General features: G+C 73.3%; 14 protein-coding genes. 11 read left to right on the top strand and 3 right to left on the bottom strand.

The genetic code is table 11. The features are described from left to right. The first annotated feature begins 410 nt into the window (after positions 1-410). From ACFFJG_RS08915 to ACFFJG_RS08865, 11 genes are all read left to right on the top strand, one after another. Positions 411-1,010 carry a TetR/AcrR family transcriptional regulator gene (locus tag ACFFJG_RS08915; RefSeq protein ID WP_378518249.1) on the top strand — a complete coding sequence of 200 codons (600 nt, stop codon included), beginning with the start codon at positions 411-413 and terminating at the stop codon, positions 1,008-1,010. Beyond that, entirely contained in the window at positions 1,007-1,786 is a 780-nt protein-coding gene (locus tag ACFFJG_RS08910) for a TIGR03084 family metal-binding protein (protein ID WP_378518248.1), read from the top strand. Before ACFFJG_RS08915 ends, ACFFJG_RS08910 begins: the two co-directional genes overlap by 4 nt. Further along, a complete protein-coding gene (locus tag ACFFJG_RS08905) occupies positions 1,783-3,492 on the top strand; it encodes an acyclic terpene utilization AtuA family protein (protein ID WP_378518247.1) in 1,710 nt (569 codons plus the stop codon). Before ACFFJG_RS08910 ends, ACFFJG_RS08905 begins: the two co-directional genes overlap by 4 nt. Continuing rightward, entirely contained in the window at positions 3,489-4,625 is a 1,137-nt protein-coding gene (locus ACFFJG_RS08900) for an acyl-CoA dehydrogenase family protein (protein WP_378518246.1), read from the top strand. Before ACFFJG_RS08905 ends, ACFFJG_RS08900 begins: the two co-directional genes overlap by 4 nt. Positions 4,626-4,680: 55 nt before the next feature. Then, on the top strand, positions 4,681-5,151 hold the full coding sequence (locus tag ACFFJG_RS08895; RefSeq protein WP_378518245.1) for an SRPBCC family protein: 471 nt from the start codon (positions 4,681-4,683) through the stop codon (positions 5,149-5,151). 26 nt (positions 5,152-5,177) lie between these two features. Continuing rightward, entirely contained in the window at positions 5,178-6,809 is a 1,632-nt protein-coding gene (locus ACFFJG_RS08890) for an acyl-CoA carboxylase subunit beta (RefSeq protein ID WP_378519468.1), read from the top strand. Then, on the top strand, positions 6,806-8,779 hold the full coding sequence (locus ACFFJG_RS08885; RefSeq protein WP_378518244.1) for an ATP-binding protein: 1,974 nt from the start codon (positions 6,806-6,808) through the stop codon (positions 8,777-8,779). The genes ACFFJG_RS08890 and ACFFJG_RS08885 overlap by 4 nt, the downstream gene beginning before the upstream one ends. Continuing rightward, complete coding sequence (locus tag ACFFJG_RS08880) at positions 8,776-9,939, top strand: acyl-CoA dehydrogenase family protein (protein ID WP_378518243.1); 1,164 nt, start codon at positions 8,776-8,778, stop codon at positions 9,937-9,939. The genes ACFFJG_RS08885 and ACFFJG_RS08880 overlap by 4 nt, the downstream gene beginning before the upstream one ends. A gap of 82 nt (positions 9,940-10,021) precedes the next feature. Continuing rightward, positions 10,022-11,197 carry a ScyD/ScyE family protein gene (locus ACFFJG_RS08875; RefSeq protein ID WP_378518242.1) on the top strand — a complete coding sequence of 392 codons (1,176 nt, stop codon included), beginning with the start codon at positions 10,022-10,024 and terminating at the stop codon, positions 11,195-11,197. A gap of 139 nt (positions 11,198-11,336) precedes the next feature. Beyond that, positions 11,337-11,717, top strand: a complete 381-nt coding sequence (locus ACFFJG_RS08870; protein WP_378518241.1) for an MmcQ/YjbR family DNA-binding protein — start codon at positions 11,337-11,339, stop codon at positions 11,715-11,717. Positions 11,718-11,749: 32 nt separating this feature from the next. Further along, positions 11,750-12,256 (top strand): hypothetical protein, encoded by a 507-nt coding sequence (locus ACFFJG_RS08865; protein WP_378518240.1) that lies wholly within the window; start codon positions 11,750-11,752, stop codon positions 12,254-12,256. Positions 12,257-12,260: 4 nt separating this feature from the next. Here ACFFJG_RS08865 and ACFFJG_RS08860 read toward each other — a convergent pair whose 3' ends face one another. From ACFFJG_RS08860 to ACFFJG_RS08850, 3 genes are read right to left on the bottom strand one after another with little or no spacing between them, the layout of a single operon-like run. After that, positions 12,261-12,740, bottom strand: a complete 480-nt coding sequence (locus ACFFJG_RS08860) for a cupin domain-containing protein (RefSeq protein ID WP_378518239.1) — start codon at positions 12,738-12,740, stop codon at positions 12,261-12,263. Further along, positions 12,737-13,195 carry a VOC family protein gene (locus tag ACFFJG_RS08855; RefSeq protein ID WP_378518238.1) on the bottom strand — a complete coding sequence of 153 codons (459 nt, stop codon included), beginning with the start codon at positions 13,193-13,195 and terminating at the stop codon, positions 12,737-12,739. The genes ACFFJG_RS08860 and ACFFJG_RS08855 overlap by 4 nt, the downstream gene beginning before the upstream one ends. 10 nt (positions 13,196-13,205) lie before the next feature. Continuing rightward, positions 13,206-13,655, bottom strand: coding sequence for a helix-turn-helix domain-containing protein (locus tag ACFFJG_RS08850; protein WP_378518237.1), 450 nt, complete (start codon positions 13,653-13,655; stop codon positions 13,206-13,208). Positions 13,656-13,670: the final 15 nt, after the last annotated feature.

Below are 13,670 nucleotides of genomic sequence, written 5' to 3'. Positions count from 1 at the left end.
CACGCCTGCGTCAGCGATCCCCGGCTGACCGGGGATCCCGCCAGGCGATATGCGCACCAGAACGTCCTTCGACAGCCGGGGCGGGTGGGTGTCGGGGTAGTCCACCGGCTTCCGGTCGCGGCTGGGGCGGTCGTCCGGCCAGATCCCGGTGGACTAACCCAGCTCAGGGTGCCGGGGTAGTCCAGTGGCAAAACGCTGCCGAAGCGGCCGCGGCACGACGTTGTGCCACTGGACTAACCCAGCTCAGGGTGCCGGGGTAGTCCAGTGGCAAAACGCTGTCACACCGGGCGGGACGCAGCGCTTTGCCACTGGACTACCCGGGCCGCGCGACGTTCCGTCACTGGACTACCGGAACCGGCATATAAAAAGTCAGGCTTGACTGTTTGTTTGTACGACGGCAGGCTGGGGCCGTGACCTCCACCCGCGTGCCGCAGGCCGACCGGACCCGCGCGATGCGGGCGCGGCTGCTGGAGGCGACAGTGGAGCTGCTGGTGGAGCGGGGGTTCGCGGGGACGTCGACGACGCTCGTCTCCGAGCGCGCAGGCGTCAGCCGGGGTGCACAGCTGCACCACTTCCCGACCAAGAACGACCTCGTCGTGGCCGCCGTCGAGCACCTCACCGAGCTGCGCGGCGCCGAGCTGGCCGAGGCGGTCGCGGCGCTGCCGCAGGGCCGGCGCGACCGCCGGGCGGTGCTGCGGATGCTGGGCGACCACTTCACCTCGCCGGTCTTCGCCGCGGCTCTCGAGCTGTGGGTCGCGGCCCGCACCGACGAGGCCCTGCTCGCCGCCGTCGCGCCGCTGGAGCAGCGCGTGGGCCGCGAGACGCACCGGCTCACCGTCGCCGCGCTCGGCGCCGACGAGTCGCGCCCCGGCGTGCGCGAGCTCGTGCAGGCCACCCTCGACCTGGTCCGCGGGCTGGGCCTGGCGCAGACGATCACCGACGACACCGCCCGCCGCGCCCGGATCCTCGACGCGTGGGCCGACGTGCTCGACAAGGAGCTCACGACATGACCGACGTGCTGACCCAGGTGCTGGCCGACCTCGCCGCCGAGGGCGAGCGCCTCGACGCGCTCGTCGCGGGCCTCGACGAGGCGGGGTGGCGCACGCCCACCCCCGCAGCCGGCTGGGACGTCGCGACCCAGGTCGCCCACCTCGCCTGGACCGACGAGGTCGCCCTGAAGGCGGCCACCGACAAGCAGGCCTGGGACGCGGTCGTGCTGGGCGCCCTCGCCGACCCGGAGGGCTACGTCGACCAGCAGGCGCTCGAGGTCGCCACCGACGCCGACCTCCCCGGCCGCTGGCGCCGCAGCCGGCAGGCGCTGCACGCCGCGCTCGCGGCGTACCCCCACGGGCAGAAGATGCCCTGGTTCGGCCCGCCGATGTCCGCGACGTCGATGGCGACCGCGCGGCTGATGGAGACCTGGGCCCACAGCCTCGACGTCCACGAGGGGCTGGGCGTGGAGGTGGAGGACACCGACCGCATCCGCCACGTCGCCCACCTCGGGGTGCGCACCCGCGACTTCGCGTACGCCGTGCACGGCCTCGGCGCCCCCGCCGAGGAGTTCCGGATCGACCTCGTCTCGCCGTCGGGCGAGCAGTGGACGTGGGGGCCCGACGACGCCGCGCAGACGCTGACCGGCAGCGCCGGCGACTTCTGCCGCCTCGTCACCCAGCGCGTGCACCGCGCCGACACGGACCTCGTCGCCGCCGGCCCCGACGTCGACCGCTGGCTCGACATCGCCCAGGCCTTCGCCGGCCAGCCCGGTGAGGGACGGGCGCCGCGATGACCGCAGCCATCAGGATCGGCAACTGCTCGGGCTTCTACGGCGACAGGCTCTCCGCGATGCGCGAGATGCTCGAGGGCGGGGAGCTCGACGTCCTCACCGGCGACTACCTCGCCGAGCTCACCATGCTCATCCTGGGCCGCGACCAGATGAAGGACCCGGGCCTGGGCTACGCCCGCACGTTCGTCCGCCAGCTCGAGGACTGCCTCGGGCTCGCGCTGGAGAAGGGCGTGACAGTCGTCGCCAACGCCGGCGGGCTCAACGCCGCCGGGCTCGCCGACAAGGTCCGCGAGGTCGCCCGCGGCCTCGGCCTCGACCCTCAGGTCGCCCACGTCGAGGGCGACGACGTGCGCCACCTCTCCTTCCCCGGCGCCCTCACCGCCAACGCGTACCTCGGCGGTTCCGGCATCGCCGCTGCCCTGCGCGAAGGCGCCGACGTGGTCGTCACCGGGCGCGTCACCGACGCCTCGCTCGTCGTCGGGCCGGCGATGGCGCACCACGGGTGGGACCCGACGGCGTACGACGCGCTCGCGGGCGCGGTCGTCGCCGGCCACGTCATCGAGTGCGGAGCGCAGGCGACGGGCGGCAACTTCAGCGGCTTCCTCGACCTGCCGCGCCGCCACCTGCCGCTCGGCTTCCCGGTCGCCGAGGTCGCCGCCGACGGCTCCAGCGTCATCACCAAGCACGCCGGCACGGGAGGCGCCGTCACGGTCGACACCGTCACTGCCCAGCTGGTCTACGAGATCCAGTCCACCCGCTACCTCGGCCCCGACGTCACCGTGCACCTCGACTCCGTGCGGCTCGAGCAGCAGGGCGAGGACCGGGTCGCGATCAGCGGTGTGGTCGGCGAGGCGCCGCCCGAGCAGCTCAAGGTGTGCGTCAACGAGCTCGGGGGCTGGCGCAACAGCGTCGAGCTCGTGCTGACCGGCCTCGACGTCGAGGCGAAGGCCGCCTGGGTGCGCGAGCAGCTCACGCCGCGGCTGAGCGCCGCCGAGGTCGTCTGGTCGGAGGTGACGCCGCCGCCCGCCGACGCGGCGACCGAGGAGGCCGCCTCCACCCTGCTGCGCTGCACGGTCAAGGACCCCGCGCCCGACCCCGTCGGTCGCGCCTTCACGGCCGCCGTGGTCGAGCTCGCGCTCGCGTCCTACCCCGGCTTCACGATGACCGCGCCGCCCGCGGCCGGTACGCCGTTCGGCGTCTACCGCGCGGCGTACGTCGACCGCGCCGAGGTGACCCACACCGTCGTGCACGCCGACGGCCGGCGCGAGGTGGTCGCCGACCCGCCGGCGACGACGCCGGTCACCGAGGCGCCGGGCGCACGCCCCTCGCCGTACCCGAGCCGCCCCGACGTGCTCACCCGCCGGCTGCCGCTCGGCACCTTCGTCCATGCCCGCTCCGGCGACAAGGGCGGCGACGCCAACGTCGGGCTCTGGGTGGCCCACGACGGCGCGGACCGCGAGCTCTACGACGCACGTGTGCAGTGGCTGTTCAAGATGGTCTCGCCACGCGGCATCGGCACCCTCCTGCCGGAGGCGGCCGGGCTCGACGTCGACGTGTGGCTGCTGCCGCACCTCGGTGCGGTCAACCTCGTCGTGCACGGCCTGCTCGGCGACGGCGTCGCCGCCTCGACCCGCTTCGACCCGCAGGCCAAGGGCCTCGGCGAATGGCTGCGCTCCCGGACGGTCTCGATCGAGAGGAGCCTGCTGTGACCACCACCGAGCGCGAGGCGCTCGCCGAGACCGCGCGGCGCTTCACCGAGCGCGAGGTCGTCCCGCACCTGCAGGACTGGGAGGACGCCGGGGAGGTGCCGCGGGCGCTGCACCGCACCGCCGGTGACCTCGGCCTCCTCGGAGTCGGCTTCCCCGAGGAGGTCGGCGGGAGCGGCGGCGACCTGCTCGACTCGGTGGCGCTGCAGGAGGCGATGTTCGCCGCGGGCGCCTCGAGCGGTCTGATGGCGGCGCTGTTCACCGCCGGCATCGCGCTGCCCCACATCTCCGCCACCCGCGAGCCCGACCTCGTCGAGCGCTTCGTCCGGCCGACGCTGGCGGGGGAGACGATCGGGTCCCTGGCGATCACCGAGCCCGGCGGCGGGTCCGACGTCGCGCGGCTCACCACCCGCGCGGTGCGCGACGGCGACCACTACGTCGTCGACGGCGCCAAGACGTTCATCACCTCCGGCGTCCGGGCCGACTTCGTCACCGCCGCGGTCCGCACCGGCGGCCCCGGGCACGCCGGCATCTCGCTGCTCGTGGTGGAGAAGGGCACGCCCGGCTTCACCGTGACCCGCACGCTGCGCAAGATGGGTTGGCACTGCTCCGACACCGCGGAGCTCTCCTTCGACGGCGTCCGGGTGCCGGCGGCCAACCTCGTCGGCGCGGAGGGCAGCGGCTTCGCGCAGATCGCCAAGCAGTTCGTCGTCGAGCGCATCGCGCTGGCGGTGCACGGCTACGGCATCGCCGACCGCGCGCTGGCGCTCGCCGCGGCGTACGCGAGAAACCGCACGACGTTCGGGCGACCTCTCGCGAGCAACCAGTCGGTCCAGCACGTGCTGGTGGAGATGCGCCGCCAGGTCGAGGTCGCACGCACCTACGCGAGGTCGGTCGCGGCACGGCACGTGGCGGGCGAGTTCGTCGTCGCCGAGGCGTGCCTGGCCAAGCAGACGGCGGTCGACTGCGCCGCCTTCGTCTGCGATCGGGCCGTCCAGCTCTTCGGCGGCTCCGGATACATGCACGGGAGCGAGGTCGAGCGGCACTACCGCGACGCCCGGCTCCTGCCGATCGGGGGCGGCGCCGACGAGGTGCTCCGCGACCTGACCGCCAAGCTCCTGGGGTACGCGACGTGAGTCTCGAGGCTCGCTGCGCTCGCACCTCGACCACCGAGAGAAGCTGGAGAAACCGATGATCAAGCTGCCGTCCCTCGGCGACGAGGTGTCCGTCTGGATGGACGCGACCCCCGCGAAGGTCTGGGACCTGGTGAGCGACGTGACCCGCATCGGGGAGTTCAGCCCCGAGACGTTCGAGGCACGCTGGACCCGCGGGTCGAGCGGCCCGGAGGCCGGCGCGTACTTCAAGGGTCACGTGAAGCGCAACGGCGTCGGGCCGACGTACTGGTCGGGCTGCAAGGTCACCAGGTGCGTGCCCGAGGAAGTCTTCGAGTTCTCCGTCGGCTCCGACTCGATCACGGTCAACAACTGGGGCTACCGGCTGGAGGCGAAGGACGGCGGCACCCTCGTCACGGAGTACTTCCGGCTCGAGCCGTCGCTGCCGACGCGCGTCTACTGGACCCTCCTCGGCTTCCTGCGCGGGCGCACCAACCGGCGCGGGATGCGGACCACCCTGGAGCGGATGAAGGCGGTGGTCGAGAAGTGAGCGCCACCTCGACGAACCGGACGGCGATGCTCGAGAAGCTCGCCGACCTCGACGCCCAGCACGCCGTCGCGGTCGCCGGTGGCGGCGAGAAGTACGTCGAGCGGCACCACGCCCGCGGCAAGCTGACCGCCCGCGAGCGGATCGAGCTGCTCCTCGACCCGGGGTCGGCGTTCCTCGAGCTCTCGCCGCTGGCCGGCTGGGGGTCCGACTTCACCGTCGGCGCGTCCGTCGTCACCGGCATCGGCGTCGTCGAGGGCGTGGAGTGCCTGATCTCGGCCAACGACCCGACCGTCAAGGGCGGCGCGAGCAACCCGTGGACGGTCAAGAAGATCTTCCGGGCCTCGCAGATCGCCGAGGAGAACCACCTCCCGACGATCTCGCTCGTCGAGTCCGGCGGCGCCGACCTGCCGACGCAGAGGGAGATCTTCATCCCCGGCGGGAAGCTGTTCCGCGACCTGACCCGCGCCTCGGCCCGGCGCCAGCCGACGATCGCGCTGGTCTTCGGCAACAGCACCGCCGGCGGGGCGTACGTCCCCGGCATGAGCGACTACACCGTCTTCGTGCGCGGCGGCGCCAAGGTGTTCCTCGGCGGCCCGCCCCTGGTCAAGATGGCGACCGGCGAGGAGTCCGACGACGAGTCGCTCGGCGGCGCCGAGATGCACGCCCGCGTCTCCGGCCTCGCCGACTACCTCGCCGAGGACGAGCACGACGCGATCCGGCTGGGCCGCCGGATCGTCGCGCGGTTGAACCGCCGCAAGCCCGTCCATGGCGGGGGTCGAGCGGAGACATCTCCGCCTGACGCACGCCATAGCGTGCGTCTAGCGTCAACGAGGGTGTCCCAGTCCGTCGTCGAGACCGCGTTCGCCGAGCCCGACGAGGACCCGGAGGGCCTGCTCGACCTGGTCCCCACCGACCTCAAGGAGCCGTTCGACCCGCGCGAGGTCATCGTGCGCGTGGTCGACGGCACGAGCGAGCACAACGGCCGGCCGTTCGACGAGTTCAAGCCGCTCTACGGCACCTCGCTGGTCACCGGCTGGGCGCAGCTCCACGGGCGCCCGATCGGCATCCTGGCCAACGCGCAGGGGGTGCTGTTCAGCGAGGAGGCGCAGAAGGCGACCCAGTTCATCCAGCTGGCCAACCAGTCCGACACGCCCCTGCTGTTCCTGCACAACACCACCGGCTACATGGTCGGCAAGGACTACGAGCAGGGCGGCATCATCAAGCACGGCGCGATGATGATCAACGCCGTCTCCAACAGCACCGTGCCGCACCTCAGCGTCATCATGGGAGCGTCCTACGGCGCCGGCAACTACGGCATGAACGGCCGCGCGTTCGACCCCCGCTTCCTCTTCACCTGGCCGTCGGCGAAGTCGGCGGTGATGGGCCCCGCGCAGCTCGCGGGCGTGCTCTCGATCGTCGCCCGCGCGGCCGCCGAGGCCAAGGGCCAGGCGTACGACGAGGAGGGCGACGCCGGCATGCGTGCGATGGTCGAGCAGATGGTGGAGGAGCAGTCGCTGCCGTACGCGCTGTCCGGGATGCTCTACGACGACGGCGTCATCGACCCCCGCGACACCCGCACGGTGCTCGCGATCTGCCTCAGCGTCATCGAGAACGCTCCGATCAAGGGCGCCGACGGATTCGGGGTGTTCCGACCATGATCTCCCGACTGCTGGTAGCCAACCGCGGCGAGATCGCCCGCCGCGTCTTCACCACCTGCCGCCGCCTCGGCATCGAGACGGTGGCGGTCCACTCCGACGCCGACGCGGGCCTGCCCTTCGTGGCCGAGGCCGACCACGCCGTACGCCTGCCGGGCAACGCGCCCGCCGACACCTACCTCCGCATCGACCTGGTCGTCGAGGCGGCGCTCCGGACCGGGGCCGACGCGGTGCACCCGGGCTACGGCTTCCTGTCCGAGAACGCCGATTTCGCGCGCGCCGTCGAGGCGGCCGGGCTGACCTGGGTCGGGCCCACGCCCGCGTCGATCGAGGCGATGGGGTCGAAGGTCGAGGCCAAGCGCTTGATGCGCGCGGCCGGCGTGCCGACCCTGGAGGCGCCCGGGCAGCCCACCGAGGCCGACCTGCCGCTGCTGGTCAAGGCGTCGGCGGGAGGTGGCGGCCGGGGCATGCGCGTCGTACGCCGCCTCGAGGACCTGGCCGCTGAGGTCGGGGCCGCGCGCGCCGAGGCCGAGTCGGCCTTCGGCGACGGCACGGTCTTCGTCGAGCCCTACGTCGAGCGCGGGCGCCACGTCGAGGTGCAGGTCGTCGGCAACGGCCACGGCCAGGTGCTCGTCCTCGGCGAGCGGGACTGCTCGGTGCAGCGCCGCCACCAGAAGGTCGTCGAGGAGGCGCCTGCCGGCGTCGTCCCCGGCGACGTCGTCGGCGCGCTCCACGACGCCGCCCGCCGCGCCGCGGAGGCGATCTCCTACCGCGGCGCCGGGACCGTGGAGTTCCTCTACGACCCCGACACCGAGCGCTTCTTCTTCCTGGAGATGAACACCCGGCTCCAGGTCGAGCACCCCGTCACCGAGCTGGTCTGGGACGTCGACCTCGTCGAGCTGCAGCTCGCCGTCGCCGAGGCCGCCGACCGCGGTGCGACGGTCGGGTTCTCGTCCAACGGGGGCGAGCCGCAGCGGCACGCGATCGAGGTGCGCCTCTACGCCGAGGACGGCCTGTACGTCCCCCAGAGCGGCCGGCTCGTCACCTTCGAGCTCGACCACGACGTCGCGTTCGGCCGCGGGGGCGAGCGGGGGATCCGCGTCGACAGCGGCTTCGCGAGCGGCGACGAGGTCTCCACCTTCTACGACGCCATGCTCGTCAAGGTCGTGTCCTGGGCGCCGAACCGCGAGCAGGCGATCCGCCAGCTCGTGCGAGCGCTCCGCACGGCGCGGATCCACGGCGTGACGACCAACCGCGACCAGCTCGTGTCGGTCCTCACCGACCCCGACTTCGTCGCCGACCGGGTGACGACGACGTGGCTGGAGTCGCGTCCGATTCCCGCTGAGTCTCCCAGCGACTCACCGTCGAGCGCGCGCTCAGCGGTCGTCGCGGCGGCGCTCATGCTGGCCGCCGACGACGCCGCGCGGCGTACGGTCCAGCAGGGTGTCCCGGCCGCCTGGCGCAACGTCCCCAGCCAGCCGCAGAGGACGACGTTAGAGGGTCACGAGCCGGTCGAGTGGTGGGGCACGCGTGACGGCTTCGCCGTCGACGGGATGACCGTCCTGGAGGTGTCTCCCACCCACGCGCGCCTGGAGGTCGACGGCGTCGCGTCGGAGACGCGCGGGCACATCTGGGCCGAGCGGCCGGGCGGCCCGCGTGAGGTGTGGGTCGACGGGCCCGGTGGGTCCGTCGGTCTGCGCGAGGTGCCCCGCTTCACCGACCCCGCCGACGTGGTGGCGAGCGGCTCGCTGCTCGCGCCCATGCCCGGGACGGTGGTCGCGGTGCGGGTGGAGCCCGGCGCGACGGTGTCGGCCGGCGACCCCGTCCTGGTCCTGGAGGCCATGAAGATGCAGCACACCGTGACCGCGCCGCACGACGGCACGGTGACGCGGATCGACGTCGAGCCCGGGGTGCAGGTCGCGTCCGGGGAGGTCCTGGCCGTGGTGGCCACGCACGAGGAGGAGCAGGCATGAGCAACGCGTTCACGGAGCCCGAGGAGCGCCAGGAGCTGCGGCGCCAGGTCGCCAGGCTCGCCAAGGGCTACGGCCGCGAGTGGTTCGTCGAGCGCGCGCGCTCGGGCGAGAAGACCACCGAGCTCTGGATGGAGATCGCCAAGGCGGGCTACCTCGGCATCAACGTCCCCGAGGAGTACGGCGGCGGGGGCGGCGGGATCGGCGACGTGGCCGCGGTCTGCGAGGAGCTCGCCGCGCAGGGCTGCCCGCTGCTGATGATGGTCGTCAGCCCGGCCATCTGCGGCACGGTCATCGCCCGCTACGGCACGGAGCCGCAGAAGCAGCAGTGGCTGCCCGGCATCTGCGACGGCACCGCGACCATGGCGTTCGCGATCACCGAGCCCGACGCCGGCACCAACTCCCACAACATCACCACCACCGCGCGTCGTGACGGCGACGGGTGGGTGCTCAACGGCCGCAAGGTCTACATCTCCGGCGTCGACGAGGCGGCCAACGTGCTCGTCGTCGCGCGTGCCGAGGACGCCCGCACCGGCAAGCTGAAGCCCTGCCTGTTCGTGGTGCCGACGGACGCTCCGGGGTTCGAGTTCACCGCGATCCCGATGGAGATCGTCAGCCCGGAGAAGCAGTTCCAGGTGTTCATCGACGACGTCCGGCTGCCTGGAGACGCGCTGGTCGGCGACGAGGACGGCGGGCTGGTGCAGCTGTTCGCCGGTCTCAACCCCGAGCGGATCATGGCCGCCTCCTTCTCGACCGGACTGGCCCGTCACGCGCTCGATAAGGCGTCGGCGTACGCCCGGGAGCGCACGGTCTTCAAGGAGCCCATCGGCGCCCACCAGGCGGTCGCGCACCCGCTCGCGACGGCGCACATCGAGACCGAGCTGGCCCGGCTGATGACCCAGAAGGCGTCCGCGCTGGTCGACGCCGGCGACGACCTGGCGGCGGGCGAGGCGGCCAACATGGCCAAGTACGCCGCCGCCGAGGCCGCAGTGCACGCGGTCGACGCGGCCGTGCAGACCCACGGCGGCAACGGCATCACGCAGGAGTACGGCATGGCCGGGCTGCTGGTGGCCGCGCGGGCGGGGCGGATCGCGCCGGTGAGCCGGGAGATGATCCTCAACTTCGTCGCGATGCACTCACTGGGGCTGCCCAAGTCGTACTGACATCCCCGAGTTGTGGGATTGACCCGCCGGGGAGGGCGGCGAAGTGTGGACGGGACCCATTCCCGACCCACTCGGACTCGCCATGGAACTCACCCTGCCCCGGGTCCGCGGACGACGCCTCGCCGCCGGCGGATCACTGCTCACCCTCGCGCTCACGGGCGCCCTCACGATCGCTCCGGGTACGGCCTCGGCCGACGGCCGGGGCGGTCACCACCCGCCACCGCCGACGGGACCTGTGGTCGTCGCGACGGGCCTCGACAACCCGCGCCAGCTCTCCTTCGACGACGGCGACCTCTACGTCGCCGAGGCCGGCACCGGCGGCACGGAGGCCTGCCAGCCGGGCCCGGAGGGCGGTGACATCTGCTTCGGCCAGACCGGTGCCGTCACCAAGGTCAGCCGTTCCGGCCAGCGTCGGATCCTCGAGGGGCTGCCCTCGGCCGCCGCGCCCGACGGCAGCTCGGCGACCGGCCCGAGCGACGTGCTCGTCCGCGACGGCCACTACGCCGTCCTGATGGGGCTCGGCGCCGACCCGGCCGCACGCACCGCGCCGGGCGCGCCGTCGTACGCCCCGCTGCTCGGGACGCTGCTCGGCGGCAGCCTCCGGGGCAACCACGCCTGGGCGCCCCGCGTGCTGGCCGACGTCTCGGCCTACGAGGGCCGGGCCAACCCCGACGGCGCGCAGGTCGACACCAACCCGGTCGGGCTGTTCCGCACCCGCGGGGGCTGGGTGGTCGCCGACGCCGGCGGCAACGACGTCGTCCGGGTCAACGACAGCGGGCGGATCGCCACGCTCGGGGTCTTCCCGACCCGGCTGGTCCCGCCCCCGCCGTTCCTGCCCCCGGGCGACATCCCGATGGACGCCGTCCCGACGTCCGCGGTCCGCGGCCCCGACGGCGCGCTCTACGTCAGCCAGCTCACCGGCTTCCCGTTCCCGGCCGGCGGCTCGAACATCTGGCGCCTGGTCCGCGGCGAGGAGCCGACGGTCTACGCCACCGGGCTGACCAACGTGACCGACCTCGGCTGGCACGGCGGCAGCCTCTACGCCGTCCAGCTCGCCGACGACGGCCTGCTCGCGGTCCCGGAGGGCGCTCCGCCGTCCGGGTCGCTGCTGCGGGTCGACCCCGGTGGCTCGCACACCGTCGTCGCCGACGACCTCGTCGCGCCCTACGGCGTGGCGTTCAGCTGGCGCCACGCCTACGTCTCGACGTGCAGCGTGTGCCCCGACGGCGGTCAGGTGGTGCGGGTCCCGCTCCGCTGACCCCAGATCATCTGAGGACGTGGTGGGACTGTCAGGGCCCGGATCGCTCCTGTCACGTCCTCAGATGCCGTCCGGGGAGGGGCGGGGCGTCCTCAGATCACGTGGCTCGGTGTCGGACCGCGCTGGCAGGATCAGCCAGGTGGCCCTCGCCGACCGACCGCTCGTGCCCGAGGAGTGGGTGCTGCGCCTCGACGCCGTGCTCGGGGCGCTGCCGCGGTGCGTGCAGGAGCAGGCCTGGACCGGCACGCGGTGGCGCGTCGGGGGCGCGACGGTCGCCCACGTGTTCGGCGGCGAGGACCAGGTCTTCCGGATCACCTTCCGCGGCGAGCCCGACGAGGTGGCGGCGTTCGAGCACCTGGGCCACCCCTACTTCCGCTCCGGCTGGGGCGGCAACGTGATCGGCATGGTGCTCGACGAGGAGGCCGGCATCGACTGGGAGGAGCTCGCCGAGCTGCTCACCGACTCCTACTGCCTCCAGGCCCCGGCCCGCCTCGCCGAGCAGGTGGTCCGGCCCGGGTAGCCAGGCCGTCCCCGGTGCGCTTCACTTCGTCCATGTCGCAGCCAAGGGTCGCCCGCGCCGTCGCGCTGGCCGTCATGATCGTGGCCCTCGTCGGGAGCGCCGGCAGCGCCGGGGCCGCCACGGCCTCCCCGCGCGAGGACACCGCGGGCCGGTCCGCCCGGTGCCCGGCGGTCAGCACCGACCCCGCGGACTTCCCGCGGGCGGTGCCGCTGCCGCAGGACGACTACACGGTCCGCGGCTACCTGCGCGCGAGCTGCCGGCAGCTGCTCGACCTGGCCCTCGACACCGACGAACTCGGCCCCGTGCAGCAGCACCTGGTGGACCGGTTCCGGGCCAGGGGCTTCCACAGCGTGACGTCGCGGAGCCGCACCGTGGAGGTGCAGACCGGCCCCGAGACGGACCCGGAGCTGCACGAGGAGTACGTCGTCCGCGCGCGCGGGCGCGGGCTCCGGGTCACCGTCGACATGAGCTTTGTCGGGGCCGCTCCCCGGTGGGGCGGCACCGCGCTGGTCCGGTACGTCGTCCGTCCCCTGCGCTGAGGACTCACACCCAGTGGTTGTCGTGCTCGCGCATGAACCGGTCGCGCTGGTCCTCGTCGAAGTCCGCGATCCCGGCGGCGAGGCCCTCGAAGTAGGCCTCCCGCGGCGCGCCCGGAGCGAAGTGCAGCAGCATCTGCGCGGGTCCGTCCTGGTTGCGGAAGCCGTGGATGCCGCCGGCCGGCACGTGGGCGAAGTCGCCGGCGTGGCACCTCACCCAGTCCTTCCCGTCGAAGATCGTGACGGTGCCGGCCAGGACGTGGAACGACTCGGTGATGGTCCTGTGGAAGTGCGGCGCCGGTCCGCTCTCCGGGCCGGCGAACTCCCAGCGGTAGAGCCCGAACGTCCCCGACGTCTCCACGTCGCGCGCGAGGTAGAACACCCGGTTGCCGTTGGGGTAGACCACGTCGGGCTCCCGGTCTCCGCGCACCACGTGCGCGGAGACCTCGCCGGACTCGCCGTGGTAGAGCGCCGGCGGGTAGCTCACCGCGCGCCCGAGGCGTCGTAGGCGTCCTGCACCTCGGCCGGGGTGGCGGTGTTGGGCTGGCTGACCCGGATGTGGTTGCCGAACGGGTCGCGGATGCCGAAGTCGGTGCCGTAGGGCTGCTCGACCGGCTCCTGGGTCACCTCGACGCCGGCCTCGACCAGCGCGGCGTAGGTCGCGTGCACGTCGGAGCTCGTCAGGAAGAGGCCGCCGAGCGCGCCCTTGGTGACCAGCTCGCGGACCTGCGCCGCGGTGGCCTCGTCGTGCTGCGGACCGCCGACGAGCTCGAGGAGCAGCGAGGTGTCCTGGCCGGGGACGCCGATGGTGAGCCAGCGCATGAAGCCGAGGTCGATGTCGTCGCGGACCTCGAAGCCGAGGTGGCGGGTGTAGAAGTCGAGCGCCTCGTCCTGGTCGAGGACGGGCACGCTGCGGATGTGGAGGCTGGTGATGTGGGTCATGGGAAGGACGCTAGCCAGCGTCGGGGCCGGTGCGCTTCTCCGAAACCGCTGTCCTGTCCGCGGCACTCGCGCGCGGGCGCGTCCAGGCGGCGATGAAGCACGACGGCACCGCCACCGGTGCGTGCTGGGCCCGGAACTCCGAGGGGGAGCAGCCGACGATCGTGCGGAAGGTCCGGCTGAACGTGCCGAGGCTGGCGAAGCCCACGTCCCAGGCGACGTCGGTGACCGGCCGGTCCGTCTGGCGCAGCAGGGTCATGGCTCGCTCGACGCGGCGACGCTGCAGGTAGCGGTGCGGGGTCTCGCCGTAGACGTCCTTGAACACGCGCCCGAACTGCGACGGCGACAGGTGGGCGACCGCCGCGAGGTGGGGGACGTCGAGGGGCTCGGCGAAGAGCCGGTCCATCTCGTCGCGGGCGCGCAGCATCCTCCGGTGCGTGTCCTCGCGCTCGCTCAGCTCCACCCCGGCGACGCTAGC

Origin of the sequence: Nocardioides zeicaulis, from assembly GCF_042432345.1 — a bacterium.
GTDB lineage: Bacteria > Actinomycetota > Actinomycetes > Propionibacteriales > Nocardioidaceae > Nocardioides > Nocardioides zeicaulis.
Note: the sequence above shows the minus strand (reverse complement) of the source record. Positions and strands in the feature narration are given on the sequence as shown.

What these genes read in the sequence shown, in the direction of transcription:
- ACFFJG_RS08910 (WP_378518248.1), top strand. Translation starts at nt 1,007, where the DNA reads ATGACCGACGTGCTGACCCAGGTGCTGGCCGACCTCGCCGCCGAGGGC.
- ACFFJG_RS08905 (WP_378518247.1), top strand. Translation starts at nt 1,783, where the DNA reads ATGACCGCAGCCATCAGGATCGGCAACTGCTCGGGCTTCTACGGCGAC.
- ACFFJG_RS08895 (WP_378518245.1), top strand. Translation starts at nt 4,681, where the DNA reads ATGATCAAGCTGCCGTCCCTCGGCGACGAGGTGTCCGTCTGGATGGAC.
- ACFFJG_RS08890 (WP_378519468.1), top strand. Translation starts at nt 5,178, where the DNA reads ATGCTCGAGAAGCTCGCCGACCTCGACGCCCAGCACGCCGTCGCGGTC.
- ACFFJG_RS08885 (WP_378518244.1), top strand. Translation starts at nt 6,806, where the DNA reads ATGATCTCCCGACTGCTGGTAGCCAACCGCGGCGAGATCGCCCGCCGC.
- ACFFJG_RS08880 (WP_378518243.1), top strand. Translation starts at nt 8,776, where the DNA reads ATGAGCAACGCGTTCACGGAGCCCGAGGAGCGCCAGGAGCTGCGGCGC.
- ACFFJG_RS08875 (WP_378518242.1), top strand. Translation starts at nt 10,022, where the DNA reads ATGGAACTCACCCTGCCCCGGGTCCGCGGACGACGCCTCGCCGCCGGC.
- ACFFJG_RS08865 (WP_378518240.1), top strand. Translation starts at nt 11,750, where the DNA reads ATGTCGCAGCCAAGGGTCGCCCGCGCCGTCGCGCTGGCCGTCATGATC.
- ACFFJG_RS08855 (WP_378518238.1), bottom strand. Translation starts at nt 13,195, where the DNA reads ATGACCCACATCACCAGCCTCCACATCCGCAGCGTGCCCGTCCTCGAC.